17 protein-coding genes are annotated in these 25,746 nt (G+C 60.8%); 12 read left to right on the top strand and 5 right to left on the bottom strand.

Going from position 1 to position 25,746, the window contains the following annotated elements; genetic code table 11:
• The first annotated feature begins 439 nt into the window (after positions 1-439).
• From putP to CKW32_RS23105, 3 genes are all read left to right on the top strand, one after another.
• Entirely contained in the window at positions 440-1,924 is a 1,485-nt protein-coding gene (gene putP, locus CKW32_RS23115) for a sodium/proline symporter PutP (RefSeq protein ID WP_032890351.1), read from the top strand.
• A 169-nt stretch (positions 1,925-2,093) separates the two neighbouring features.
• Positions 2,094-4,109 carry a type VI secretion system tip protein VgrG gene (locus tag CKW32_RS23110; protein WP_095186103.1) on the top strand — a complete coding sequence of 672 codons (2,016 nt, stop codon included), beginning with the start codon at positions 2,094-2,096 and terminating at the stop codon, positions 4,107-4,109.
• 15 nt (positions 4,110-4,124) lie between these two features.
• Positions 4,125-4,850: a DUF4123 domain-containing protein gene (locus CKW32_RS23105; RefSeq protein WP_095186102.1), complete on the top strand. Its 726-nt coding sequence runs from the start codon at positions 4,125-4,127 to the stop codon at positions 4,848-4,850.
• Here CKW32_RS23105 and CKW32_RS23100 read toward each other — a convergent pair.
• On the bottom strand, positions 4,836-6,113 hold the full coding sequence (locus CKW32_RS23100; protein WP_032890357.1) for an O-acetylhomoserine aminocarboxypropyltransferase/cysteine synthase family protein: 1,278 nt from the start codon (positions 6,111-6,113) through the stop codon (positions 4,836-4,838). The genes CKW32_RS23105 and CKW32_RS23100 overlap by 15 nt on opposite strands.
• A 174-nt stretch (positions 6,114-6,287) precedes the next feature.
• Here CKW32_RS23100 and CKW32_RS23095 point away from each other — a divergent pair, with 174 nt between their 5' ends.
• Positions 6,288-7,124 carry a 23S rRNA (adenine(2030)-N(6))-methyltransferase RlmJ gene (locus CKW32_RS23095; RefSeq protein WP_016975658.1) on the top strand — a complete coding sequence of 279 codons (837 nt, stop codon included), beginning with the start codon at positions 6,288-6,290 and terminating at the stop codon, positions 7,122-7,124.
• 125 nt (positions 7,125-7,249) lie between these two features.
• Here the strand turns inward: CKW32_RS23095 and msrA are convergent, their stop codons facing one another.
• The 4 genes from msrA to aceE form a co-directional block, all read right to left on the bottom strand.
• Entirely contained in the window at positions 7,250-7,897 is a 648-nt protein-coding gene (gene msrA, locus CKW32_RS23090; RefSeq protein ID WP_032890360.1) for a peptide-methionine (S)-S-oxide reductase MsrA, read from the bottom strand.
• 72 nt (positions 7,898-7,969) lie between these two features.
• Complete coding sequence (locus tag CKW32_RS23085; protein WP_032890362.1) at positions 7,970-10,663, bottom strand: bifunctional diguanylate cyclase/phosphodiesterase; 2,694 nt, start codon at positions 10,661-10,663, stop codon at positions 7,970-7,972.
• Positions 10,664-10,966: 303 nt separating this feature from the next.
• The gene (gene aceF, locus CKW32_RS23080; protein ID WP_095186101.1) at positions 10,967-12,625 is read right to left on the bottom strand and encodes a dihydrolipoyllysine-residue acetyltransferase; all 1,659 of its coding nucleotides are present in this window, start codon (positions 12,623-12,625) and stop codon (positions 10,967-10,969) included.
• 11 nt (positions 12,626-12,636) lie between these two features.
• Positions 12,637-15,282 (bottom strand): pyruvate dehydrogenase (acetyl-transferring), homodimeric type, encoded by a 2,646-nt coding sequence (gene aceE / locus CKW32_RS23075; RefSeq protein ID WP_095186100.1) that lies wholly within the window; start codon positions 15,280-15,282, stop codon positions 12,637-12,639.
• A gap of 383 nt (positions 15,283-15,665) precedes the next feature.
• Here aceE and glnE point away from each other — a divergent pair, with 383 nt between their 5' ends.
• Genes glnE through CKW32_RS23035 form a run of 8 tightly spaced genes read left to right on the top strand, consistent with a single transcriptional unit; the run spans position 15,666 to position 25,609 of the window.
• Positions 15,666-18,605, top strand: coding sequence for a bifunctional [glutamate--ammonia ligase]-adenylyl-L-tyrosine phosphorylase/[glutamate--ammonia-ligase] adenylyltransferase (glnE, locus tag CKW32_RS23070; protein ID WP_095186099.1), 2,940 nt, complete (start codon positions 15,666-15,668; stop codon positions 18,603-18,605).
• Between the two features lie 54 nt (positions 18,606-18,659).
• Positions 18,660-19,694 carry a lipopolysaccharide heptosyltransferase II gene (gene waaF, locus CKW32_RS23065; protein WP_095186098.1) on the top strand — a complete coding sequence of 345 codons (1,035 nt, stop codon included), beginning with the start codon at positions 18,660-18,662 and terminating at the stop codon, positions 19,692-19,694.
• 1 nt (position 19,695) lies between these two features.
• Positions 19,696-20,757: a lipopolysaccharide heptosyltransferase I gene (gene waaC, locus CKW32_RS23060; protein ID WP_032890371.1), complete on the top strand. Its 1,062-nt coding sequence runs from the start codon at positions 19,696-19,698 to the stop codon at positions 20,755-20,757.
• A complete protein-coding gene (locus CKW32_RS23055) occupies positions 20,757-21,881 on the top strand; it encodes a glycosyltransferase family 4 protein (RefSeq protein ID WP_032890373.1) in 1,125 nt (374 codons plus the stop codon). The genes waaC and CKW32_RS23055 overlap by 1 nt, the downstream gene beginning before the upstream one ends.
• Positions 21,878-22,684 (top strand): lipopolysaccharide core heptose(I) kinase RfaP, encoded by an 807-nt coding sequence (gene rfaP / locus CKW32_RS23050; protein WP_032890375.1) that lies wholly within the window; start codon positions 21,878-21,880, stop codon positions 22,682-22,684. Before CKW32_RS23055 ends, rfaP begins: the two co-directional genes overlap by 4 nt.
• Positions 22,684-23,418, top strand: coding sequence for a lipopolysaccharide kinase InaA family protein (locus CKW32_RS23045; RefSeq protein ID WP_095186097.1), 735 nt, complete (start codon positions 22,684-22,686; stop codon positions 23,416-23,418). The genes rfaP and CKW32_RS23045 overlap by 1 nt, the downstream gene beginning before the upstream one ends.
• Positions 23,415-24,167, top strand: a complete 753-nt coding sequence (locus CKW32_RS23040; RefSeq protein ID WP_095186096.1) for a lipopolysaccharide kinase InaA family protein — start codon at positions 23,415-23,417, stop codon at positions 24,165-24,167. The genes CKW32_RS23045 and CKW32_RS23040 overlap by 4 nt, the downstream gene beginning before the upstream one ends.
• Positions 24,167-25,609 (top strand): lipopolysaccharide kinase InaA family protein, encoded by a 1,443-nt coding sequence (locus tag CKW32_RS23035; protein WP_095186095.1) that lies wholly within the window; start codon positions 24,167-24,169, stop codon positions 25,607-25,609. The genes CKW32_RS23040 and CKW32_RS23035 overlap by 1 nt, the downstream gene beginning before the upstream one ends.
• Positions 25,610-25,746 lie beyond the last annotated feature (137 nt).

The raw sequence follows: 25,746 nt of genomic DNA, 5'->3' as shown, positions 1-25,746 counted from the left end.
CTACCGAGTGGCATTAGCTGGCGGCAAGATTAGCTTTGCGCATGCAGAGGTGCAACCGGGTGCAACCCTTTTTATCCATGAAATTTTCGACGCTTCATCCGAATTAATTTTGACGCCAGCAGAATGCGCTTTGTCTTGGTGCTTTTACTTCTTAGATCGGCTGTTCTTGCTCCGAAAGGGAGCAAAAACAGGGTGTTTTGCGGATTTTGTACTCAGGTGCAACTTATTCCCCAGAAACTGGTTGCACCTTATTTGCTTTGTTGAATAGCATTCGCGGCCAAGGTGCAACCATCCGTAAACCGGGGTTCATCGGCTGACGGCTTTCCTGGGGAAACGTCAGTCATAAATGCGCGGCATGCAGCTACGTTTACCCACTGACCAGTGGGTGGCCGTCTGACAGACCGCCGCTACATAAAAACAAAGCCAGGGCGTCACTCAAATGAGCGTAAGTAATCCAACTCTGATCACATTCGTGATCTACATCGCAGCAATGGTGCTGATCGGCTTCATGGCCTATCGCTCCACCAACAACCTTTCCGATTACATTCTTGGCGGTCGCAGCCTCGGTAGCGTGGTGACAGCGTTGTCCGCCGGTGCTTCCGATATGAGCGGCTGGTTGTTGATGGGCCTGCCGGGCGCAATCTACATGTCCGGTCTGTCGGAAAGCTGGATCGCCATTGGCCTGATCGTCGGTGCCTACCTCAACTGGCTGTTCGTGGCCGGTCGCCTGCGGGTACAGACCGAACACAACGGCGACGCCCTGACGCTGCCGGATTACTTCTCCAGCCGTTTCGAAGATAAAAGCGGCCTGCTGCGGATCATCTCCGCCGTGGTCATCCTGGTGTTCTTCACCATCTACTGCGCTTCCGGCATCGTGGCCGGTGCCCGTCTGTTCGAAAGCACCTTCGGCATGTCCTACGAGACCGCGCTGTGGGCCGGCGCTGCGGCGACAATTGCCTACACCTTCGTCGGTGGTTTCCTGGCAGTGAGCTGGACTGACACCGTACAAGCCACGCTGATGATCTTCGCGCTGATCCTCACGCCGATCATCGTGCTGCTGGCCACCGGTGGTGTCGATACGACCTTCCTGGCGATCGAAGCGAAGAACCCTGACAACTTCAACATGCTGAAAAACACCACCTTCATCGGCATCATTTCGCTGATGGGCTGGGGCCTGGGCTACTTCGGCCAGCCGCACATCCTCGCGCGTTTCATGGCGGCGGATTCGGTGAAGTCGATTGCCAACGCACGCCGTATCTCCATGACCTGGATGATCCTGTGCCTGGGCGGCACTGTGGCCGTGGGCTTCTTCGGTATCGCTTACTTCTCGGCGCACCCGGAAGTGGCTGGCCCGGTCAACGAGAACCACGAACGTGTGTTCATCGAACTGGCCAAGCTGCTGTTCAACCCATGGATCGCGGGCGTACTGCTGTCGGCCATCCTCGCGGCCGTGATGAGTACCCTGAGCTGCCAACTGCTGGTGTGCTCCAGCGCCCTGACCGAAGACTTCTACAAAACCTTCCTGCGCAAGACCGCCTCCCAGGTTGAACTGGTCTGGGTCGGCCGTCTGATGGTGCTGCTGGTGGCGCTGATCGCCATCGCCATGGCTGCCAATCCAAACAACCGCGTCCTTGGCCTGGTCAGCTACGCCTGGGCCGGTTTCGGCGCGGCGTTTGGTCCGGTGGTACTGATCTCGGTGATCTGGAAAAACATGACCCGCAACGGCGCACTGGCCGGCATCCTGGTCGGCGCGATCACCGTGATCGTGTGGAAGCACTTCGAACTGCTGGGCCTGTACGAAATCATCCCAGGCTTCATCTTCGCCAGCCTCGCGATCTTCTTCGTGAGCAAGATGGGCGCCCCGACCGCCGGTATGGTCGAGCGCTTTGATGCGGCGGAAAAAGACTACAACCTCAACAAGTAATTCGCCGGGCGTTAAGCGCTCTACGAATTGAAAAAAGGCCCGCGTCCTACGGATGGCGGGCCTTTTTTTGCGCGTGTGTGTAGGGAGTTGCTGATTTATCGGGCGTGCGCTCTGCCGTGCAAAACAGTGGTGCAGAATCCACCGCCTACTCCTCGCAGAGAAACACCGGATGTTCGCTCCTGCCAATCAAAGTGCTTTTACCCTGACCCTCGACGGGGAGCCCAGTGAACTCAACGTTTTTGAGTTTCACGGTGCGGAAGCCATCAGCCAGCCGTATTGTTTTGACCTTGAACTGGTCAGTGAGCAGCCTGACCTCGACCTGGAAAGTTTGCTGCATCGCCAGGTTTATCTGCGTTTCGATGAGCTCGGCCATGGCGTCCACGGCCTGGTCTATCGGGTGGCGCAGGGCGACTCCGGGCGGCGCCTGACGCGTTATCAGATCAAGCTCGTGCCGCAATTGGCCTACCTGGCCCACAGCAGTCACCAGCGCATTTTCCAGCATCAAACAGTGCCGCAGATTGTTACGCAGGTGCTGGTGGAGCAGGGGGTCCATGCCGATCAATTCGAATTTCACCTGAGCGGTGTTTACCCCGAGCGCGAGTATTGCGTGCAGTTTGCTGAAAGCGACTTGGCGTTCATTCAGCGGCTGTGTGCCGAGCAGGGGATTCACTATCACTTCCAGCACTCGCCTGAACGGCACTTGCTGGTATTTGGCGATGATCAAACAGTATTCGCCCAACCCAATCAGCCAACGCCCTACATGCCAGGCTCAGGGATGGTGGCGGATACACCCGCGATCAAGCGCTTTGCCGTGCAACTGGAAACCCGCACCACGGCGGTCAACCTGCGTGACTACGATTTCCGTAAACCTAGCCTGGTGCTGGAGAGTGACGTGGCCAGCGAACAGCTGCCACGTCTTGAGGCGCAGGGCTATCCCGGCCACTTTTGCGACCGGTCCCACGGCAAGTACCTCGCGCAACGGGGGTTGGAGCGGAACCGTAGCGACTATCGAATTGCCCGCGGCAGCGGTGATGAGCCGGCATTGGTCAGCGGCCATTTCCTTACGTTGACCGGTCACCCGCGTGATCCATGGAATGACTTGTGGTTGGTGACTCACGTCACTCACGAAGGCAAGCAACCCCAGGTGTTGGAGGAGGCGGTGACCGAGGTCGCCGGTGGCGATTTTCGTCAGGGTTATCGCAACGAGTTTGTTGCTGCGCCGTGGGACGTGATTTTCCGACCGCCTTTGCCCGAGCAACCGCGGCCGACATTGGCGGGTTATCAAAACGCAGTGGTGACTGGCCCCGCCGACAGTGAAATCCACTGCGATGAATACGGGCGGGTCAAGGTGCAACTGGCCTGGGATCGAGCCGGGGAGCACGACGATCATTCCAGCTGCTGGCTGCGTGTCGCCAGCGGTTGGGCCCATGACCGCTATGGTGCGGTGCTTATTCCGCGAGTGGGTATGGAAGTGCTGGTGGGGTTCGTCAATGGTGATATGGACATGCCGCTGGTGGTGGGTTGCCTGCCCAACGCTGCGACATCGCTGCCCCTCGACCTGCCGGCCGACAAAACCCGCAGCATCTTGCGCAGTCGTAGCAGCCCCGGTGGCGGTGGCTACAACGAACTGCGCATCGAAGACCGCAAGGGCTCCGAGGAAATTTACCTGCGCGCCCAGCGAGATTGGACCCAGCACGTGCTGCATGACCAGCGGGTGGCGGTCGACAATCAACGTCGTATCAGGGTGGCGGGCGAGTCGCACCATGAGCTTCAAGGCGAAGAGCTGCGCATCACTCACGGCAATCGGCTCACCGAACTCAAGCAGGATGATCACCTGGTGATCGGCGGCTCGCAGCAGGTAAAGGCTGGGCTGACCATTCAGATCGGTGCAGGCCAAAGCGTTGTTATTGATGCGGGGGCCATCGTGACGATCCAGGCGGGAGGGCAGTCGATCACGTTGTCTGCGGGCGGTATTTTCAGCAGTGTGCCGATTCAGTTGGGAAGTGGTCCTGCTCCTGTGGCAGCGCCGTTGATGCCTGGAGTGAAGGAGAAGCTGTTGGCGGTTATCCCCGCGCCCCTGAGCCTGGTGCAGGTGGCTAGCCTCAAGCGTAGCGCTCCCTTTTGCGAAGAGTGTGAGCGCTGTAAGAGAGGGCAGTGCGATATCGCTCATTCAGCTCAGCCTTAAAAGGAAGTTATCCCCATGTCTGAACGGTTGATCCCCAGCGCTTGGCTTACACAATTCCCTCTGCTTCCCAATGAGCAGCTCTTCGTGGTGTTGGGCGCTGCCAGCGACGCCAATCCGCTTGCTGCCTGGCGAGCCACCTCAGCCGCATCGCTGCCCCAATCAATTTGGACAGGCACGGCTTACGCCGAATGGGAGGAGGTCATGCCTTACTTGGGCATCGTCGAACCTGACAGCGCCTTTCTTGAATGGGCTGCAACCACTGAAACAATGGATTGGGGGTGGCTGGCGGTATCTTCCAGTCCGTTAGACGTCGTCATCGCGCACCTCCAAAGTTTGACCAAGGTCTATCTGCCGGATGGCCAGGAAGTGTTTTTGCGATTCTGGGATGGCACCCAGTGTCTGCCGATGTTGCAGGGGCTAGGCGATGAGGCGGCAAAAGTATTGCCGGTGTTCCAGCGCTACTTGATCAACGGCCAGCCGCTGACGGTCGCGACGGGGCCTGCGACCGAGGCCAACACCAGCCCTTGGTGGCGAGTCCCCGCATCGCTCTTGGCACACCTGGCAGAGCAAGCACCGCAAACCTTGATCGACAACCTCTTGCAGTGGCTGCAAGAGCAGCGGCCCGACCTGTACACCGCCTTCACGTTGGCGACCTTGCAGCACAAGGTCGCTTATTTCGCTCGTCGGCCGGATGTCACCCATGGGGCGTTGGCCGAATATCTGGCCTTAGAGTTGAGTTGAGCCCAGCGCCTGTTGCAGGTCCTCGATCAAATCTTCAATCGCCTCGATGCCCACTGACAGGCGAATCATCTCCGGCTTCACGCCGGCCTTGGCCTGTTCCTGTTCGTTCATTTGTCGATGGGTGGTGGACGCGGGGTGGCAGGCCAGGGACTTGGCGTCGCCAATATTCACCAAGCGTTTGAAGATTTGCAGGGCGTCGTAGAAGCGCACACCTGCCGCGTACCCGCCCTTCAGGCCGAAGGAAAGGATCGCCGAGGGTTTGCCTTGCAGGTATTTCTGCGCCAATGCGTGATGGGGGTGATCCGGCAGCCCCGCATAGCTGACCCATTCCACATCGGCATGGCCTTGGAGGAATTGCGCGACCTTGAGGGCATTTTCCGTATGGCGCTCCATGCGCAGGGCCAGGGTTTCCAGGCCCTGGAGCAGCAGGAAGGCGTTCATGGGCGCCAGTGCTGCGCCGGTGTTACGCAACGGTACGGTACGCGCGCGAGCGATGAAGGCGGCGGGGCCGAACTTTTCGGTGTAGACCACGCCGTGGTAAGCCGGCTCGGGCTGGTTGAGGCCGGGGAATTTTTCCGGGTATTGGGTCCAGGGGAAGGTGCCGCTGTCGACGATCGCCCCGCCCAGGGAGTTGCCATGGCCGCCGATGTATTTGGTCAGCGAGTGCACCACAATGTCGGCGCCGAACTGGATCGGCTTGCACAGGATCGGTGTGGCCACGGTGTTGTCCACCATTAGCGGCACGCCGCGGGCATGGGCGACCTCTGCCAGGGCTTCGATGTCGATGATATTGCCCGCCGGGTTGCCGATGCTTTCGCAATACACCAGCTTGGTGTTGTCGTCGATCAGTTCGGCGATGGCCGCGGCACTGTCGTCGCGGGCGAAGCGTACGTCGACGCCAAAGCTGGGCAGCAAGTGGGCGAACAGGGTGTAGGTGCCGCCGTAGAGCTGTGGCGTGGTGACGATATTGTCGCCGGCGCGAGTGAGGGTCTGGATCGCATAGTGAATGGCCGCGCTGCCGGCCGACACGGCCAGTGCCGCAATACCGCCTTCGAGGGCGGCGATGCGTTGCTCCAACACATCATTGGTGGGGTTCATGATGCGCGTGTAGATATTGCCGGGCACGTCGAGGTTGAACAGGTCGGCACCGTGCTGGGCGTTATCGAATTCGAAAGCGACGTTCTGGTAGATCGGCACGGCCACGGCTTTGGTGGTCGGGTCCGACTTGAAGGCGTGGTGCAGTGCGATGGTGGCGTCTTTCATGATTGTTATTGACCTCCCTGGATGGTGGATGGCCACAATAAATCCGCCTTGGCGCCAGCATTTAGATTTTTTTCAGTCCCCGTCCTGCTTTTACGACATAAGCACCGCCCGGCATGCAGCCCTGCACCTTTGCGCCCGTAGAAGGTAAACTTCGCCCCCTGCGCAGGAGCAACCATGAATTATCGTCACGCCTTTCACGCCGGCAACCACGCCGATGTCTTCAAACACCTGACCTTGACCCGCCTCATCGCCCTGATGTCGCGCAAGGAGCAGCCTTTCGCCTACCTCGACACCCACGCAGGGATTGGTCTGTACGACCTGCAAGGCGACCAGGCCAATCGCACGGGTGAGTATCTGGAAGGCATCGCGCGCCTATGGGGCGAAAGCGACCTGCCGCCGCTGACTGCCGATTACATGCGCGTGCTTCACGAGATGAATCCTGACGGTCAGTTACGCTACTACCCTGGCTCGCCGGAACTGGCGCGGCGCCTCACACGCCCACAGGACCGCGTGTTGCTCAATGAAAAGCACCCGGAGGACGGCGTGCTGCTCAAAGACAATATGAAGGGTGATCGCCGCGTCAAAGTGCACTTGGGCGAAGGCTGGCATGTGCCGCGTGCCTTGCTGCCTGTGCCGGAAAAACGCGCGCTGATGCTGATCGACCCGCCGTTTGAAAAGCTCGACGAGATGCAACGCTGCGCCGCCTCCCTCAAGGAAGCCGTCAGCCGCATGCGCCAAACCGTCGCGGCGATCTGGTACCCGGTGAAGGATCAACGCATGCTGCGTCGCTTCTACCAGGACCTGGCCGGCACCGGTGCGCCGAAGTTGCTGCGTGTGGAATTGCTGGTGCATCCGCTGGACACGCCCAACACCTTGACGGGCTCGGGCCTGGCGATTGCCAACCCGCCTTGGGGTCTGGAAGAGGAATTGCGTGAACTGCTGCCGTGGCTGTCCAAGAAGCTTGGCCAGACCCAGGGTGGGTGGCAGATGGATTGGCTTATCGCCGAATAATCCTCGGCGCTGATCAAGTGTGGGAGGGGGCTTGCCTCCGATAGCGGTGGGTCAGCTACAGATGTACTGACTGACATTCAGCTATCGGGGGCAAGCCCCCTCCCACATTTTGATCTACGTCGGCTTTAGATCGGGCAGGTCACGCCGGTCCCGCCGATCCCACAGTAGCCCTGCGGGTTCTTCGCCAAGTATTGCTGGTGATACGCCTCGGCGAAGTACACCGTTGGGGCTTCTTCGATTTCCGTGGTGATAGCACCCAGGCCGGATTTGGTCAGCTCTTGCTGATAAGTCTCGGCACTGGCCTTCGCCGCCGCCAATTGCTCAGGCGTGGTCGCATAGACCACCGAACGGTACTGGCTGCCGATATCGTTGCCCTGGCGCATGCCCTGAGTTGGGTTGTGCAATTCCCAGAACATCTTCAACAGGTCTTCGTATTTCACTTTGGCCTGGTCATAAACCACCAGCACCACTTCACTGTGACCGGTCAGGCCGGAGCAAACTTCTTCGTAAGTCGGGTTCGGCGTGTAGCCGCCCGCGTAGCCGACCACGGTGCTGACCACGCCCTCGCGCTGCCAGAACCTGCGCTCCGCACCCCAAAAGCAGCCCAGGCCGAAGATGGCAAAACCCACGTCATCGACGAACGGGCCGAGCAGTGGGTTGCCGTTGACGAAGTGCGTCTCCGGCAGGTTCATTGGGGTTTCACGACCAGGCAACGCTTGTTCTTGAGTAGGCAACACGTTTTTGTTCACCAGAATTTCCGAGCGCAAGACCATGATCAGTCCTCTCAGTCAGATTGAGTAAGGTAAGAATTCAGACAGCCAGTGTGCCCGAGTGTTACCGCGCTGTCAGGCGATTGGCCCGCGCGGGTAGCGTTTGAGCTTCTCAAGCAGCTCTGCGCCGGGGATTGGCCGGTCGAACAGGTAGCCCTGGCCCACGTCGCAGCGATGCCGACGCAGGAACGCCAGTTGCTCGGCGGTCTCGATGCCTTCGGCCACGACCTTGAGCTTGAGGTTGTGAGCCATGGCGATCACGGCCGAGGTGATTTCCATGTCGTCCTGGTTGTCCGGAATTTCATGGATAAAGCTGCGATCGATCTTAATGATGTCGATGGGGAATTTTTTCAGGTAGCTCAGCGACGAGTAACCGGTACCGAAGTCGTCCATGGCCAGGGTCAGGCCAAAACTCTTCAACTGATCCAGTTGCAGGCGCGTGTCTTCAGTGGCTTCCAGCAGCAGGCCTTCGGTCAGCTCCAGCTCCAGCAGGTTGGCCGGCAGCTCTTCTTCCTTGAGGATTGTGGCAATCGAGGCCACCAGGTCCGGGTCGGAGAACTGCTTGGGTGACAGGTTGATCGCCACCTGCAGGTTGCCCATGCCGGCGGCGCTCAGTTGCTTGCTCATGCGGCAGGCCTGGCGGGCGATCCATTTGCCGATAGGGATAATCAGCCCCGTCTCTTCGGCCACGCTGATGAACTGATCGGGACGGATCATGCCCTTTTCCGGGTGATTCCAGCGCAGCAGCGCTTCCATGCCCAGTAACCGGCCGCTGCGCAGGCACAGCTTGGGCTGGTAGAACACGTCCAGTTCGTTCTGGGTCAGGGCGCGACGCAGGTTGTTTTCCACGAACAGCTTGTAGCTAGCCTCGGCGTTCAGCGCCTCTGTAAACACCTGAACCTGGTGTTTGCCGTTGGCCTTGGCCTTGTGCAGGGCCAGGCCGGCGTTGCGCATCAGGGTCTGCGGGTCGCGCCCGTGCAGCGGCGCGCAGGCCAGGCCCACGGAACCGGTGACGCTGATCAATTGGTTGTCGACGAACATCGGTTTGTCGAGCGTCGCCAGCAATTGGCTGGCGACCTGCTGGCCGCTTTCCAGGTCGGTGTCGTCCAGCAACACCGCAAACTCGTTACTGGCAAAGCGCGCCAGGCTGCCGCTGGCACTCAGGCTGTTGCGCAGGCGGCGGGCGAGGCTGATCAGCAGCTTGTCGCCGGTCTGGTGGCCAAGGCTGTCGTTGATGCGTTTGAAGTTGTCGATGTCTACCAGCAACAGGCTGATCGGGCTATCGCTGTCGCGTGCAAAGCGTTCATCGAGGTTGCGGATAAACGCCGGGCGGTTGCCCAGGTTGGTCAGGTTGTCGGTATACGCCAGACGCTCGATGCGCTGCTGGGCGAGCTTGGTCTGGGTGATGTCTTCGTAGATGCCGATGTAGTGCGTCAGCTCACGGTTGTCGCCATACACCTTGGAAATCGACAACTGGCCCCAGTAGGGTTCGAGGTTCTTGCGCCGGCTCTTGAACTCGCCCTGCCAGCTGTTGCTCTTGGCCAGGCTCGATGGGGCGTCGAACAGCAATTCGCTGAGGTTTTCCAGGGCGGGCAATTGCGCCAGGCGGTGGCCGTGGACTTCTTCGGCGCTGTACTGGGTGATCGCGGTAAAGCTTGGGTTCACGTACTCCACCACGCCGTCGCAATTGACCAGCAGAAAGGCGTTGGCGCTTTGCTCCACCGCACGCTGGAACAAATGCAGGGCGCTGGTGGCAGTACGGCGGTTGTGGTTGTTGATCACTTGCGCGAACTGGTCAGCGAGCTCGCCGGCGAAGGCGATCTCGTCAGCCTGCCAGTCACGCGGGCTGCCGCACTGCTCCAGGCACAATACGCCGACCACTTGGCCGTCGACGCGGATGCTCGCATCGAGCATGGCGTGGATGTCTCTGTTGCGTAGATTCTCGGCCATTTCGCGGGTGCGCGGATCGCGCATGGCGTTGGTGGCGTCGATGGCGCGGCTGCTTTGCAAGGCTTCCAGATAATCCGGGAAGCGGCTGGCATCGATGGGTTCGGGCAGATGGTGCTGTTGGTTGTCGCGGTGGTAAGCCGAGATTGGCACCAGGCGCTGGTCTTCGAGGTTCCAGATGCTGGCGCAGTCGATCTGGTAGATATCGCAGGCGCTGCGCGTGATCAGCTCGGCGGCTTCCTGAAGCGAATTGTTGGCGGTGTAGCGCTGGCGGGCCAGCAACAGGATCAGTTCCTGCTGGGCGCGCACTCGTTCCAGGTGCTGCAATTGCTCCTGCTGGGCGCGCTGGTTCAGCTCCAGGGCGATTTGCAGGCGGCTGTTCTGGCTTTCCAGATCCTCGGTCGGGACGGGTAAGGGAAGCTCGCTGAACAGACCATCGACCACCATCAGGTAGCCGCGCAGCAGATGGCGATTGTGTTGTTTGTAGGCTTCGCCCATTTCCAGCAGGCTCAGGGGGCCGTCACTGGTGTGCAGGGTGTAGCGCACCAGGTAATGAGGGCTCTGGGTCAATTGCTGCTGGATGATGTCGTGCAGTTGATAGCGGGCCTGGGGTTCCATCAGGCTGGCGTAGGGCGTGCCGAGCAGGGCACACAACTCGACCGCAGGCAGGCCGAATTGGCGCTCGCAATTGGGGTCAAGGTACAGGAGAGCCCAGCTTGCCTCATTAAGCCGCTCGAAACGCAGCATACCGAGGCGCGAAGGCACCGGTAACTGCGTCACTACCTCGGCCGCCATACGGGCGACATCGGGTTGGCTTTTCATGGGGAGACTCACTTCAAAAAACGCGCACGGCGCAGGGCTCACGCCCTCTTTTTTTGTTGCCTGTGGCAAGGTTGCATCATGCGGCACAGACTGACAAGAGAGGATGAAGGCTAAGTGCTATAAGGGGGTTATCGGCCGTGCGAGGGATTTCTTCAATCGAGATGACAGAAGGTGTACAAACCTGTTCTGTCTGTATCGAAAAGCAAAAAAAGCCCCGCCAAATTGACGGGGTTGAGGTACGAGCGTGGCGCTCGGAAATCGGTGCAACCAAGTCTCCCCGGTGAAGGGGAGACCTGATCTGGCTTACAGCAAGATGGTGCGGATGTCGTTCAGCAGCTGGCTCAGACGCTGGGTAAAGCGTGCAGCGGCCGCGCCGTTGATCACACGGTGATCGTAGGACAGCGACAGTGGCAGCATCAGCTTCGGCTGGAACGCTTTACCGTCCCAGACCGGCTGGATGGTTGCCTTGGAAACACCCAGGATCGCCACTTCCGGCGCGTTGACGATTGGCGTGAAGCCAGTGCCGCCAATGTGACCGAGGCTGGAGATCGTGAAGCAGGCGCCTTGCATGTCGTCTGCGGTCAGCTTCTTGTCGCGGGCCTTGGCAGCCAGCGCAGCCGCTTCGGCAGCGAGTTGCAGCAGGCTCTTCTGGTCGACGTTCTTGATGACCGGTACCAGCAGGCCGTCAGGGGTGTCTACAGCGAAGCCCACGTTGACGTATTTCTTGCGAATGATCGCTTTGCCGCTTGGCGCCAGTGAGCTGTTGAAGTCCGGCAGTTCCTTGAGCAGGTGTGCACACGCCTTGAGCAGCAGTGGCAGCACGGTCAGTTTCACGCCAGCCTTCTCGGCCACGGCTTTCTGCGCAACGCGGAAAGCTTCCAGGTCGGTGATGTCGGCCTGGTCGAACTGGGTAACGTGCGGAATGTTCAGCCAGCTGCGGTGCAGGCTCGACGCGCCGATTTGCATCAGGCGAGTCATTGGCACTTCTTCGGTCTCGCCGAAGCGGCTGAAGTCCACGACCGGGATCGGTGGAATGCCTGAGCCGCCGGTAGCAGCGCCGGCAGCCGGAGCTTCCTTGGCTTTCTGCATCATGGCTTTGACGTAAACCTGCACATCTTCCTTCAGCACGCGGCCATGTGGGCCAGTGGCCGACACAGCGTTCAGCTCGACGCCGAATTCACGGGCCAGTTGGCGTACCGCCGGGCCAGCGTGAACCTTGGCACCGCTTGGCGCAGGTGCAGCAGCAGCTGGAGCCGGTGCGGCCTCGGCTTTTGCAGCAGGTGCAGGTGCAGCGGCCGGTGCAGCTTCAGCTTCAGCTTTGGCAGCAGCCGGAGCAGCGGCGGCGGGGGCTGGAGCGGCAGCCGGTGCGGCGCCTTGTACTTTCAGCTTGAGGATGAAGTCACCGGTGCCGACTTCGTCCTCCAGCTTGACTGCGATGCTTTCCACCACGCCGGCAGCCGGCGAAGGGATTTCCATGGAAGCCTTGTCGGATTCCAGGGTGATCAGCGATTGGTCGGCTTCGACGGTGTCGCCAACCTTGACCAACAGCTCGATGATCTTGGCCTTGCCCGACGAACCGATGTCCGGAACATGAATGTCCTGAACAGAGGCGGCGGCCGGTGCAGCAGCCGGGGCCGCAGGGGCCTCGGCTGCAGCGGCAGGCTTTTCAGCGGCAGGCGCTGGTGCAGCAGCGGCAGCAGGAGCCGCCGCAGGTGCAGCATCAGCGGCACCTTCGATTTCCAGCTCCAGCAGTTCGTCGCCTTCTTTCAGGCGGTCGCCCAGCTTCACTTTCAGGCTCTTGACCACGCCGGCCTTGGGAGCAGGGATTTCCATGCTCGCCTTGTCCGACTCCAGGGTCAGGATGCTCTGGTCGGCTTCGACTTTGTCGCCGACCTTCACAAACAGCTCGATTATTTCACCTTCACCGCTGCCGATGTCAGGTACGCGAATGAGTTCGCTCACAAAAAATCTCCTCAGCAGTCCAGTGGGTTGCGTTTTTCCGGGTTGATCCCGAACTTGACGATAGCGTCAGCCACCACCTTAGGTTCGATCTCACCACGGTCAGCCAAGGCTTCCAAGGCTGCCAACACCACGAAGTGACGGTCGACTTCGAAGAAGTGACGCAGCTTCTTACGGCTGTCACTGCGGCCGAAACCGTCGGTACCCAGGACTTTGAATTCCTTGGACGGGACCCACTGGCGAATTTGTTCAGCGAACAGCTTCATGTAGTCGGTAGAGGCAATGACTGGACCTTTACGGCCGGCCAGGCACTCTTCGACGTAGCTCTTCGCGGGTTTCTGACCAGGATGCAGGCGGTTGCTGCGCTCTACGGCCAGGCCTTCGCGACGCAGTTCGTTGAAGCTGGTAACGCTCCACACGTCGGCGCCGACGTTGAATTCGTCACGCAGGATCTTCGCTGCTTCACGCACTTCACGCAGGATGGTGCCGGAGCCCATCAGCTGTACGTGGTGCGCTGCTTCCTTGGTGTCTTCTTCGAGCAGGTACATGCCCTTGATGATGCCTTCCTCGACACCGGCCGGCATGGCTGGCTGCTGGTAGGACTCGTTCATCACGGTGATGTAGTAGAAAACGTCCTGCTGCTCTTCGGTCATCTTCTTCATGCCGTCCTGGATGATCACCGCCAGCTCATAGCCGTAGGTTGGATCAAAGGTGCGGCAGTTCGGGATGGTGGCAGCCAGGATGTGGCTGTGACCGTCTTCGTGTTGCAGGCCTTCGCCGTTCAGCGTGGTCCGGCCGGCGGTGCCGCCGATCAGGAAGCCACGGGTACGGCTGTCGCCTGCTGCCCAAGCCAGGTCGCCGATACGCTGGAAGCCGAACATCGAGTAGAAGATGTAGAACGGCAGCATCGGCTGGTTGTGGCTGGAGTACGAAGTACCGGCAGCGATGAAGGAGCTCATGGCGCCCGCTTCGTTGATGCCTTCTTCGAGGATCTGGCCCTTCTTGTCTTCCTTGTAGAACATCACCTGGTCTTTATCGACTGGCTCATAGAGCTGGCCGACGGAGGAGTAGATGCCCAACTGACGGAACATGCCTTCCATACCGAAGGTACGGGCTTCGTCCGGGATAATCGGAACGATGCGTGGACCGATTTCCTTGTCCTTGACCAACTGCGCGAGGATCCGCACGAAGGCCATGGTGGTGGAAATTTCACGGTCGCCCGAACCGTCCAGGATGGCCTTGAGGGTGCTCAGGTCCGGGGTCGGTACGGAGAAACTGTTGGCGCGGCGCTGTGGTACGAAACCGCCCAGTGCAGTGCGGCGCTCGCTCAGGTAGCGGGCTTCGGCGCTGTTTGGCTCTGGCTTGAAGAACGGCAGGTTTTCCAGCTCTTCGTCCTTGACCGGGATGTCGAAGCGGTCGCGGAACAACTTCAGGCTGTCGACGTCGACTTTCTTGGTGTTGTGCGCAGTGTTCTTCGCTTCGCCAGCACCGGTGCCATAACCCTTGATGGTCTTGGCCAGGATGACGGTTGGTTGTTCTTTGTGGTTGACCGCTTCGTGGTACGCCGCGTAGACCTTGTACGGGTCGTGGCCGCCACGGTTGAGTTTCCAGATCTCGTCGTCGGACAGGTCTGCAACCATTGCCTTGAGTTCAGGCGTGTTGAAGAAGTGTTCACGTACGAACGCGCCGTCTTTGGCTTTGTAGTTCTGGTACTCGCCGTCGATGACTTCGTCCATGCGACGTTGCAGGATACCGTCAACGTCCTTGGCCAGCAGTGGGTCCCAGAAACGGCCCCAGATGACTTTGGTCACGTTCCACTGAGCACCGCGGAACACGCCTTCGAGTTCCTGGATGATCTTGCCGTTGCCGCGAACCGGGCCGTCGAGGCGCTGCAGGTTGCAGTTGATGACGAAGATCAGGTTGTCCAGCTTCTCGCGGCCGGCCAGGGAGATGGCGCCCAGGGATTCCGGCTCGTCGCACTCGCCGTCGCCCAGGAAGCACCAGACTTTCTGCTTGCCTTCAGGGATGAAGCCACGGGCTTCCAGGTACTTCATGAAACGTGCCTGGTAGATCGCTTGAATTGGACCCAGACCCATGGAAACGGTCGGGAACTGCCAGAAATCAGGCATCAGCCAAGGGTGCGGGTAGGACGACAAGCCGCCACCGTCGACTTCCTGGCGGAAGTTGTTCATCTGGTCTTCGGTGATGCGACCTTCCATGAACGCGCGGGCATAAACGCCTGGCGAGGTGTGACCCTGGAAGTAGATCAGGTCGCCGCCGTGTTCGTCGGTCGGGGCCTGGAAGAAGTAGTTGAAGCCGATGTCATACAGGGTTGCGCTGGAAGCGAAGCTGGAGATGTGACCGCCCAGGTCCGAATCTTTCAAGTTCGTGCGCATTACCATCGCCATGGCGTTCCAACGTACCAGCGAGCGAATGCGGCGTTCCATGAACAGGTCGCCAGGCATGCGTGCTTCGTGGGTAACGGGGATGGTGTTGCGGTATGGCGTGGTGATGGCGTAGGGCAGTTGCGAGCCGCTGCGGGTCGCGAGTTCGCCCATACGGGTCATCAGGTAGTGAGCACGGTCTTCGCCTTCTTTGTCGAGAACCGATTCCAGGGCGTCCAGCCATTCCTGGGTTTCGACGGGATCGAGGTCTTGCATGGCTTGCTCCAGGGCGGAAAGGCTACCAGAATCGGTTGCCTGAAGTTTGCGACTGGCCTTGTGGGCAGACGACATAAATTCTTGGATGGCCGAAGGTTGCTTCGGCGTCCTGTAGTTTTACTACAAATCGTCGGCCATTTCAGCCTTTCGAATGTATATACGAGTAGTAAAACTACACAAGACCGAGCGTATGGCTCGGTCTGGCTGGTGAGCATAATCGTTATTGTTGATCTTTTGCGAACAAGAAAAGGTAGAAGTTTAATGTTGTCTGCCAAAAACTATAAATTTTCAGCTATTTATAACCTTTGTTCGACAGTCCTTCATCGAGCGTGCTTCTTGCGTTCGCAGCAACAAGCCCATTACGCGCCGATCAAGGATAGACCATGAGCCTTCCAATGCTGGCCGAATTGCCGGCCATTCTCCTCCCAATTGCCCAGCGGGCCGAGCAGTCATTTCGTGACGCAGTGGCCGCGCTGGACGACGATCATGGACTTTGTACGTGGACGCCGCAACGCTGGGCCGACTTCACCCGGGTGTGCGCCGCCAGTGATTTCGTCATTGAACAGAGTGTTCGTGACCCTTTGATGTTGCTGGAGCTGGTGGCCTGGGGCGAGCTGGACCGCAGCTTTGCGCCGGGCGAGCTGTGCGGGCAAATTGCAGGCGCTGTGCAACAGGCCGAAACCGAAGACGAACTGGGCCGCGTATTGCGTCGCCAGCGCACGCGCCAGCAAGTACGGATTATTTGGCGCGACCTGACCCGTCAGGCTGATCTGGTGCAGACCTGTCGTGATCTGTCCGACATGGCTGACGCCTGCATCGACCAAGCCTACCAATGGCTGTACCAACGCCACTGCGTGCAGTTCGGCACGCCCACCGGCCGGCGCAGCGGCGAGCCGCAGCACATGGTCATCCTCGGCATGGGCAAGCTCGGCGCGGTGGAGCTGAACCTCTCGTCGGATATCGACCTGATCTTCGCCTACCCCGAAGGCGGCGAAACAGTGGGCGTGAAGCGTTCACTGGATAACCAGGAGTTCTTCATTCGCCTTGGTCAAAAACTGATCAAGGCCCTCGACCCCATGACCGTCGACGGTTTTGTGTTCCGCGTTGATATGCGCCTGCGTCCCTACGGTTCGGCCGGAGCGCTGGTGCTCAGCTTCAATGCGCTGGAGCAGTACTACCAGGATCAGGGCCGCGACTGGGAACGCTACGCCATGATCAAGGCGCGCGTAGTGGCAGGCGACCAGGTGGCCGGTGCGCAATTGCTCGATATGCTGCGACCGTTTGTGTACCGCCGCTACCTGGACTTCTCCGCCATCGAAGCGCTGCGTACCATGAAGCAGTTGATCCAGCAGGAAGTGCGGCGCAAAGGCATGGCCGACAATATCAAGCTCGGCTCGGGCGGTATCCGCGAGGTGGAATTCATCGCTCAGGCCTTCCAGCTGATTCACGGCGGTCGCGACCTCAGCCTGCAACAACGCCCGCTGCTCAAAGTGCTCGGTACCCTGGAGGGCCAGGGTTACCTGCCGCCGGCGGTGATCGCCGAGTTGCGCAATGGCTACGAATTCCTGCGCTACACCGAGCATGCCATCCAGGCAATAGCTGACCGCCAGACCCAAATGCTTCCGAGCACTCCGGAAGATCAGGCGCGCATTGCCTTTATGCTGGGCTTTGCCGACTGGGCCGCATTCCATGAGCGCCTGATGCACTGGCGTGGTCGGGTGGACTGGCACTTCCGCCAAGTGATTGCCGACCCCGATGAAGAAGAGGGCGAAGAAAGCGAGTTGGTAGTGGGCGGTGAGTGGTTGCCGCTCTGGGAAGAGTCCCAGGATGAAGACGCCGCCTGCCGCCAATTGACCGAAGGCGGCTTCACTGACGCGCCCAGGGCGCTCAAGGCCCTGGCTGGTTTGCGCGGCAGCCCGCAGTTACGTGCGATGCAACGCCTCGGTCGCGAACGGCTGGATGCGTTTATCCCGCGCCTGTTGGCCCAGGCGGTCGAACACGCCAACCCGGACCTGGTGTTGGAGCGCGTGCTGCCGCTGGTGGAGGCCGTCGCCCGTCGCTCCGCTTACCTGGTGCTGCTCACGGAAAACCCCGACGCCCTGCGCCGCCTGTTGACCCTGTGCGCCGCCAGCCCGTGGATTGCTGAGCAGATCACCCGTTTCCCGCTGTTGCTGGACGAGTTGCTCAACGAAGGCCGCCTGTTCAAGCCGCCGCTGGCGCCGGAGTTGGCCGCCGAATTGCGCGAGCGCCTTACGCGTATCCCCGAGGACGACCTTGAGCAGCAGATGGAAGCGCTGCGTCACTTCAAGCTCGCCCACCGCCTACGCGTGGCCGCTTCGGAAATCGCCGGCAGCCTGCCGTTGATGAAAGTCAGCGACTACCTGACCTGGCTCGCCGAAGCCATCCTCGAACAAGTGCTGGCCCTGGCCTGGCGCCAGACCGTGGCGCGCCACGGCTCGCCGCAGCGTCTGGACGGCACCCTGTGCGATCCTGGGTTCATTATTGTCGGTTATGGGAAAGTCGGCGGGATCGAACTGGGGCATGGTTCGGACCTGGATCTGGTGTTTATCCATGATGGCGATCCGCAGGCCGAAACCGATGGCGCCAAGCCGATTGACGGCGCGCAGTTCTTCACGCGCCTTGGCCAGCGCATCATTCACCTGCTGACCACCCAGACCAACTCCGGTCAGTTGTATGAAGTGGACATGCGCCTGCGACCTTCCGGTGCGTCCGGTTTGCTGGTCAGTTCGCTGGGTGCATTTGATCGCTATCAACAAAATGAAGCGTGGACCTGGGAGCATCAGGCCCTGATCCGCGCGCGGGTGCTGGTTGGCAGTCAGGATGTGGGCCGTGCGTTCGAGCAGGTACGGGCTAAAGTGTTGGGGCGTGAGCGGGATCTGGCGAAACTGCGCCAGGAGGTCAGCGAGATGCGCACCAAGATGCGTGACAACCTGGGCACCAAGGCCACCACAGCCGGTACCGGCGCCAATGCCTTCGACGCCGCGGCCGTGTTCGACCTCAAGCAGGACGCCGGAGGTATCGTCGATATTGAATTTATGGTGCAATACGCGGCTTTGGCGTGGTCTGCCCAGCACCCATCGTTGCTGCGCTACACCGACAATATCCGCATTCTGGAAGGCCTGGAGCAGGTGGGGTTGATGCCCGCCGCCGATGCCCACCTGCTGCGCGAGGTGTATAAGGCCTACCGTTCCGCTGCGCATCGCCAGGCCTTGCAAAACGAGGCCGGTACGGTGGCGGGGGATCAGTTCGCCGACGAACGGCGACAGGTGATGCGCATCTGGCAGGAGCTGGGGTTGAGCTGAAACACTATTAGGGCGGGGAGGCATAAGCCTCCCCGCATCGTTTGTGGAAACTACATGAATATTCTGATCGTTGGGCCCAGTTGGGTCGGTGACATGGTGATGGCACAGACACTGTTCCAGTGCTTGCGCCAGCGCCACCCAGACTGCCAGATCGACGTGCTCGCTCCTGAGTGGAGCCGGCCGATCCTTGAGCGCATGCCCGAAGTGCGCAACGCCTTGAGCTTCCCGCTCGGCCACGGCGCCCTGGAGCTGGCAACCCGCCGTCGCATCGGCAAATCCCTGGCCGGCCAGTATGACCAGGCGATCCTGTTGCCCAACTCGCTGAAGTCGGCGCTGGTGCCGTTTTTTGCTGGCATCCCCAAGCGCACCGGCTGGCGCGGCGAGTTTCGCTACGTACTGCTTAACGATGTGCGCACGTTGGATAAGGCGCGCTACCCGCTGATGATCGAACGCTTCATGGCGTTGGCGTATGAGCCGGGCACGGAGCTACCCAAGCCGTACCCGCGCCCGAGCCTGCAGATCGACCCAGTAACCCGCGACGCGGCCCTGGCCAAGTTCGGCCTGACGCTGGATCGCCCGGTGCTTGCCCTGTGCCCTGGCGCCGAGTTTGGCGAGTCCAAGCGCTGGCCAGCGGAGCACTACGCCAAAGTCGCCGAGATGAAGATTCGCGAAGGCTGGCAGGTGTGGTTGTTCGGCTCGAAAAAAGATCATCCGGTGGGTGAAGAGATTCGCCAGCGCCTGATTCCTGGCCTGCGCGAAGAGTCGGTGAACCTGAGTGGCGACACATCGCTGGCCGAGGCGATTGACCTGCTGTCCTGTGCGGATTCGGTGGTGTCCAACGACTCCGGCCTGATGCACGTGGCCGCAGCGCTGAACCGCCCATTGGTGGCGGTGTACGGTTCGACGTCTCCAGGGTTTACCCCGCCCCTGGCCGACAAGGTTGAAGTGGTGCGCCTGGGCCTGGAATGCAGCCCGTGCTTTGACCGTACTTGCCGTTTCGGCCACTACAACTGCATGCGCCAGTTGCTGCCTCAGCCGGTGAACGAGGCTTTGCAGCGGTTGCAGGGCATTGCGGTCGAGGTTCACTGAGTTGCGGGTACTGGTAATCAAGACCTCATCCCTGGGCGACGTGATTCATGCGTTGCCGGCACTCACCGACGCGGCGCGGGCGATCCCCGGCATTCAATTCGACTGGGTGGTGGAAGAAGGCTTCGCCGAGATCCCGACCTGGCACCCGGCCGTAGACAAAGTGATCCCGGTGGCGATCCGCCGCTGGCGCAAGAACCTCTGGCAGACCATCAAAAGCGGCGAGTGGCGGCGTTTCAAGCAGCAGATCCAGTCGACCAAATACGACCTGGTGATCGACGCCCAAGGCCTGCTCAAAAGTGCCTGGCTGACCCGCTATGTGCGTGCTCCGGTAGCGGGCTTCGATAAGAACTCCGCCCGTGAACCCATTGCGGCGCGCTTCTACTCGCGACGCCTGGCCGTGGCCCGTGGGCAACACGCGGTGGAGCGTCTGCGCCAGCTGTTCGCCGTGGCGCTGGGTTATGACTTGCCCAAAGGCTTGGGCGACTACGGCCTGAGCACCGAAAAACTGCTCGGCCTGCCGCCGAAAAAACCGTTTGTGCTGCTGTTGCACGGCACCACCTGGGACACCAAACACTGGCCCGAAGCCTATTGGCGCGAGCTGGCTGAGCGCATGGGCCGCTTGGGTGTGGACGTGAAATTACCTTGGGGCAATGCCGCCGAAAAAGCCCGCGCCGAACGCCTGGCCCAAGGCCTGGGCAACGCCGAAGTGCTGCCCAAACTCAACCTGGCCGGCGTCGCTCGGGTATTGGCTGGCGCCCGTGCCTGCGTCGCGGTGGACACCGGTCTCGGCCACTTGGCTGCCGCGTTGGACGTGCCGACCATTTCCCTGTTCGGCCCCACCAACCCCGGCCTGACCGGCGCTTACGGCAAGGGCCAGATTCACTTGGGCAGCGACTGGTCGTGCGCACCGTGTCTGCAAAAGCAATGTACATATCAACCCACGGCCGACGACCTGCGTCGGTTCGACATCAAGCGCGAGTCGCCCCTGTGCTTTACGCGCCTGAACCCTGAGCGTGTGGCAAGCCGGCTGAGCACGTTGTTATTGGCTGAGGAGCTGCACTGATGCAACTGGCTTTTGTTCTGTACAAATACTTCCCCTTCGGTGGCCTGCAGCGCGACTTCATGCGCATCGCCCTGGAGTGCCAGCAGCGCGGCCATCAGATTCGTGTCTACACGCTGATCTGGGAAGGCGACATCCCGCCCGGCTTCGAAGTGCTGGTGGCGCCGGTCAAGGCGTTCTTCAACCATAAGCGCAACGAGAAGCTCAGTGCGTGGATGGAGGCCGACCTCGCCAAGCGCCCGGTGGACCGCCTGATCGGCTTTAACAAGATGCCAGGCCTGGACGTGTACTACGCCGCCGATGGCTGCTTTGAAGACAAGGCGCAAAACCTGCGCCATTCGCTGTACCGCAGCTTTGGCCGCTACAAGCACTTTGCCGAATACGAGCGTGCGGTGTTCGCCAAGGACGCCAAGACTGAAGTCCTGATGATCTCCGAGGTGCAGCAGCCGCTGTTCATCAAGCATTACGACACCCCGCTGGAACGCTTCCATCTGCTGCCGCCGGGCATTGCCCAGGACCGTCGCGCGCCGCCGAACGCGGCTGAAATCCGCGAAGGTTTCCGCAAGGAATTCAACCTCGGCGATGACGATCTGTTGCTGGTGCAGATCGGCTCTGGATTCAAGACCAAGGGCGTCGACCGCAGCCTGAAAGCCTTGGCCGCGTTGCCCTCTGAACTGAAGAAACGTACGCGCCTGTTTGTAATCGGCCAGGACGACCCCAAAGTATTCCAACTGCAAAGCGCCACTCTTGGGCTGGGCGACAACGTGCAGTTCCTCAAGGGGCGCAGCGATATCCCGCGTTTCCTGCTGGGCGCCGACCTGCTGATCCACCCGGCGTACAACGAAAACACCGGCACCGTGTTGCTCGAAGCCCTGGTGGCGGGGTTGCCGGTGCTGGTTTCTGCCGTGTGTGGCTACGCCCACTACATCGCCGAAGCCGACAGTGGGCTGGTGCTGGACGAGCCGTTTGAACAGGCTCAGTTGAACCAGTACCTGGCGCAAATGTTGACCGATTCTGCACAGCGCGCGGCCTGGGGCCGCAATGGGTTGGCCTTCGCCGAGACGGCCGACCTCTACAGCATGCCGCAGCACGCTGCGGATGTGATTCTGGCGGAGCCAAAACGATGAAGTTGATTCTTGCCGAACCGTTCAAGACGTTATGGGCCGGGCGTGATGCTTTCGCCGAAGTCGAGAAACTGCAAGGCCAGGTATTCCGTGAACTGGCAGCGCGTCGCACGCTGCGCACCGAGGTGGATGGCCGCCCGTATTTCGTGAAGATTCATCGCGGTATTGGCTGGGCAGAAATCTTCAAGAACCTGATCACCGCCAAGTTGCCGGTACTGGGCGCCGGCCTGGAATGGGATGCCATTCACCGCTTGCAGGAGATCGGCGTACCGACCATGACCGGCGTGGCCTTCGGCGAAAAAGGCAGCAACCCGGCGGACCAACACTCGTTCATCATCACCGAAGAACTGGCGCCGACCCTCAGCCTTGAAGACGTGACCCTCAACTGGGCCGCCGAGCCGCCCGCACCTGCCTTGCGTCATGCCCTCACCGCAGAGCTGGCGCGCATGGTCGGCGACATGCACCGGGGCGGCGTAAACCATCGCGACTGCTACCTGTGCCACTTCCTGCTGGACACGTCCAAGCCGATCGACGCGCGTGACATCAAACTCTCGGTGATCGACCTGCACCGCGCCCAAATGCGGGCCCATTTGCCGCTGCGCTGGCGCGACAAGGACCTGTCGGCACTGTATTACTCAGCGCTGGACATCGGCCTGACCCGTCGCGACAAACTGCGCTTCCTCAAGGGCTATTTCCGCCAGCCGCTGCGCCAGATCCTGACCGAGCAATCGGCGTCCCTGAGCCTGATGCAGCGCAAGGCCGACAAGCTGTACGCACGCAAGCAACGCTACGGGGATGCGATCTGATGGCGGGTTGGAACCTGGAACCTGCTTATGCCGCCCTGGCGGATGATTTTGGAAGCCTCGACGCGGTGTTCGCCCTGCAAGGCGAGCGGCTGACCCGCGATCCGTTATCGGAAGTGATCCGGGTGCAGCGCGGCGGGGTCAATTACTACGTCAAGCGCTACACCGGCGCCGGCAAGGGCCTGCGGCGTTATCTGGGCAAGCCGCGGGTAAAGTCCGAATGGCAGAACCTAAAGCGCTTCGCCAAGTGGGGCATTCCCACCGCCGATGTGGTGGCTTGGGGTCTGGAGCGCAATGGTCTGGCCTACGACCGTGGTGCGATGATCACTCGTGAGTTGCCTAATACCGAAGATCTTTCGGTGGTGGCCGAGCGTAAAGATGCGCGCCTGCGCGACCCCAAGTGGGTCGATGTCGTCAGCCGCCAACTCGCCGAGTACACGCGCACGATGCACGACCAGCGCTTTACCCATAACGATTTGAAGTGGCGCAACCTGCTGATCGACGACCAGCAGACCCTGTACCTGATCGATTGCCCCAACGGCGATTTCTGGCGCGGTTTCTGGCTCAAGTACCGCATCACCAAGGACTTGGCCTGTCTCGACAAGGTGGCCAAGTATCACCTGTCGGCTACCCAGCGTCTGCGTTTCTATATGCAGTACCGTGGGTGTCGGCACCTGAGCGATTCGGACAAGCGGCGGATCCGCCACGTAGTGAAGTTTTTCGAGGGACGCGAATGAGTGATTTTCTGGCGGCTGAAGACCGTGCCTTGCTGGAGCGCCACGGCCTCGCGACATTCGACGCGCTGTGGGCCAAGCAACTGGACGCGGTGGACGAGCCCAACACCAGCCGTGGCGGCTGGAGTAGCGTGTTTCGTCTGGAGCTCGATGGCCACGGGTATTACCTAAAGCGCCAGAGCAACTACCTCACGCGCAGCTTGCACCGACCGCTGGGCGAGCCGAGTTTCTCCCGTGAGTTTCGCAATATCAGTCGTTACCGCGCGCTGGGTATCCCGGCCTTGCAGGCGGCGTTTTACGGGGAGCGCAAGGTCGCCGGTGAACACCGCGCAATGCTGCTGACCCGCGCTCTCGACGGCTGGAATGACTTGGATTCATTGCTGGAGCAGTGGCCGCAACTGAGCGACGCCCAGCACCGCGCGATCCTGCTGGCGTGCGGCCAATTGGCGCGCCGGTTGCACAGCCTCGGCCAGGTCCATGGCTGCTTTTACCCCAAGCATATTTTCCTGCAGGCGACCGGCGACGGTTATGCCGCGCAGTTGATCGACCTGGAAAAAACCCGCCCGCTGCTGTTCGGCTGGCGTGATCGGGTCAAAGACCTGGAACCGTTGTTGCGTCGTGCACGGCAGTGGTCGGACGTGCAGGTGCGTCAACTGCTGGCGGCCTACCTCGATCAGCCCGAAGACAGCGCGCTGGTCGCGACCTGGCTGCAACGCCTGACGGTCCGGCGTAGCCACAAGGAGAACCGCTGATGCGCCTGTCCGAGCTGAAAAGCGCCGGCCGCACACCGAGCCTGCCCCTGACCCTTGACCTGGCGGATGCCGCTGGTCCCGGCCAACTGCAACTGCTGAGCCTTTTACGCGTGTTACCGGGCGAGCGTTACGTGGGCGCGGCAGTCTGGCGCGGGCGTCCGGTGCTGGCGAAGTTATTGGTGGGCAGCAAGGCCGCGCGGCACTTTCAGCGTGAACTGAGTGGCGTACGACTACTGGCCGAACAAGGCCTGACCACGCCGCTGTTGCTCGCCGATGGCCTGCTGGAAGGCGAAGGCGGCTGGCTGCTGTTTGAATTTATCGAAGGCGCCGAAAGCCTGGCCGATGCCTGGCATGCCGTCGAAGGCCTGCCACCGTTGGCTGACGAGCAAACCGCCGTGCTCGCCGAAGCACTGGGCGCGATTGCCCAGATGCACACCAAAGGCTTGTGGCAGGAAGACCTGCACCTGGACAACCTGCTGCGCCAGGACGGCAAGCTGTACCTGATCGACGGTGCCGGTATCCGCGTCGAAGAGGCCGGCAAGCCGCTGTCGCGTAACCGCGTGCTGGAAAACCTCGGCGTGTTTTTCGCCCAGTTGCCGAAAAACCTTGAGCCGTTTACCGAAGAGTTGCTGGTGTATTACCTGCTGAGCAACGGCGAACACGCCTTGCCGCTGGAAGCCCTGGAGAAGCAGGTGCGCAAGGTCAGCGCTTGGCGCTTGAAGGACTTTTTGAACAAGGTCGGCCGCGAATGCACGTTGTTCAGCGTGGTACGCGGCGCCTTTGGCTTGCGCGCGATTCGTCGCGAAGAAGAGGCCTCGATGCTGCCGGTGCTGGAACAGGCCGATGCACTGCTCGACCAGGGCCACTTGTACAAGACCGGTGGCGCCGCGAGCGTGGCCAAGGTCGAGGTAGCCGGTCGCCCGCTGGTTATCAAGCGCTACAACATCAAGGGCTTTGCCCACTGGCTCAAGCGCTTCTGGCGCCCAAGTCGCGCCTGGCATTCCTGGCGCGAAGGCAATCGCCTGGCGTTCCTTGGTATCGCCACGCCGAAGCCTTTGGCGGTGTTGGAAAAGCGCTTTGTGTGGCTGCGCAGTCGGGCTTATCTGATCACCGAATACCTGCCGGGCCCGGACATCATCGAGCGTTTCGCGCCCTATATTGAACACGGTGATGCACCGGAAGGTGAGCTGCTGGCACTCGACAAGCTGTTTGCCGAACTGATCCGCGAACGCATCAGCCATGGCGATTTCAAGGGCCATAACCTGTTCTGGGACAAGGACCGCTGGTCGCTGATCGACCTCGATGCAATGTGCCAACACACCTCCGCCGCCAGCTTCGCCACGGCATACGCGAAGGATCGTGCGCGGTTTATGCGTAATTGGCCGCAGGACAGTGCGTTGTACAAACTGATTGATCAGCGACTGCCTAAAACCATCGACTGAACACGTGCTTCCCGTGGTGAGCGGTCTTCCTGTGGTGAGCGGGCTTGCCCCGCGCTGGGCTGCGTAGCAGCCCCACTAGAAGCACCGCAATGCTTCAGGTAAATCGCAGCGGCTGGTTTTGGGGCCGCTGCGCAGCC

This window comes from Pseudomonas sp. Irchel 3H9, assembly GCF_900187495.1.
GTDB classification, from domain to species: Bacteria; Pseudomonadota; Gammaproteobacteria; order Pseudomonadales; family Pseudomonadaceae; genus Aquipseudomonas; species Aquipseudomonas sivasensis.
The sequence above is the reverse complement of the archived record's forward strand: the minus strand, read 5'-3'. Positions and strand labels throughout refer to the sequence as shown.

Excerpts from the sequence above, each read along its gene's own strand:
- rfaP (WP_032890375.1), top strand. The coding sequence starts at position 21,878 with ATGAAGTTGATTCTTGCCGAACCGTTCAAGACGTTATGGGCCGGGCGT.
- CKW32_RS23055 (WP_032890373.1), top strand. The coding sequence starts at position 20,757 with ATGCAACTGGCTTTTGTTCTGTACAAATACTTCCCCTTCGGTGGCCTG.
- msrA (WP_032890360.1), bottom strand. The coding sequence starts at position 7,897 with ATGGTCTTGCGCTCGGAAATTCTGGTGAACAAAAACGTGTTGCCTACT.
- CKW32_RS23045 (WP_095186097.1), top strand. The coding sequence starts at position 22,684 with ATGGCGGGTTGGAACCTGGAACCTGCTTATGCCGCCCTGGCGGATGAT.
- CKW32_RS23085 (WP_032890362.1), bottom strand. The coding sequence starts at position 10,663 with ATGAAAAGCCAACCCGATGTCGCCCGTATGGCGGCCGAGGTAGTGACG.
- glnE (WP_095186099.1), top strand. The coding sequence starts at position 15,666 with ATGAGCCTTCCAATGCTGGCCGAATTGCCGGCCATTCTCCTCCCAATT.
- CKW32_RS23095 (WP_016975658.1), top strand. The coding sequence starts at position 6,288 with ATGAATTATCGTCACGCCTTTCACGCCGGCAACCACGCCGATGTCTTC.
- CKW32_RS23035 (WP_095186095.1), top strand. The coding sequence starts at position 24,167 with ATGCGCCTGTCCGAGCTGAAAAGCGCCGGCCGCACACCGAGCCTGCCC.
- waaF (WP_095186098.1), top strand. The coding sequence starts at position 18,660 with ATGAATATTCTGATCGTTGGGCCCAGTTGGGTCGGTGACATGGTGATG.
- aceE (WP_095186100.1), bottom strand. The coding sequence starts at position 15,282 with ATGCAAGACCTCGATCCCGTCGAAACCCAGGAATGGCTGGACGCCCTG.
- CKW32_RS23040 (WP_095186096.1), top strand. The coding sequence starts at position 23,415 with ATGAGTGATTTTCTGGCGGCTGAAGACCGTGCCTTGCTGGAGCGCCAC.
- CKW32_RS23105 (WP_095186102.1), top strand. The coding sequence starts at position 4,125 with ATGTCTGAACGGTTGATCCCCAGCGCTTGGCTTACACAATTCCCTCTG.
- CKW32_RS23100 (WP_032890357.1), bottom strand. The coding sequence starts at position 6,113 with ATGAAAGACGCCACCATCGCACTGCACCACGCCTTCAAGTCGGACCCG.
- putP (WP_032890351.1), top strand. The coding sequence starts at position 440 with ATGAGCGTAAGTAATCCAACTCTGATCACATTCGTGATCTACATCGCA.
- CKW32_RS23110 (WP_095186103.1), top strand. The coding sequence starts at position 2,094 with ATGTTCGCTCCTGCCAATCAAAGTGCTTTTACCCTGACCCTCGACGGG.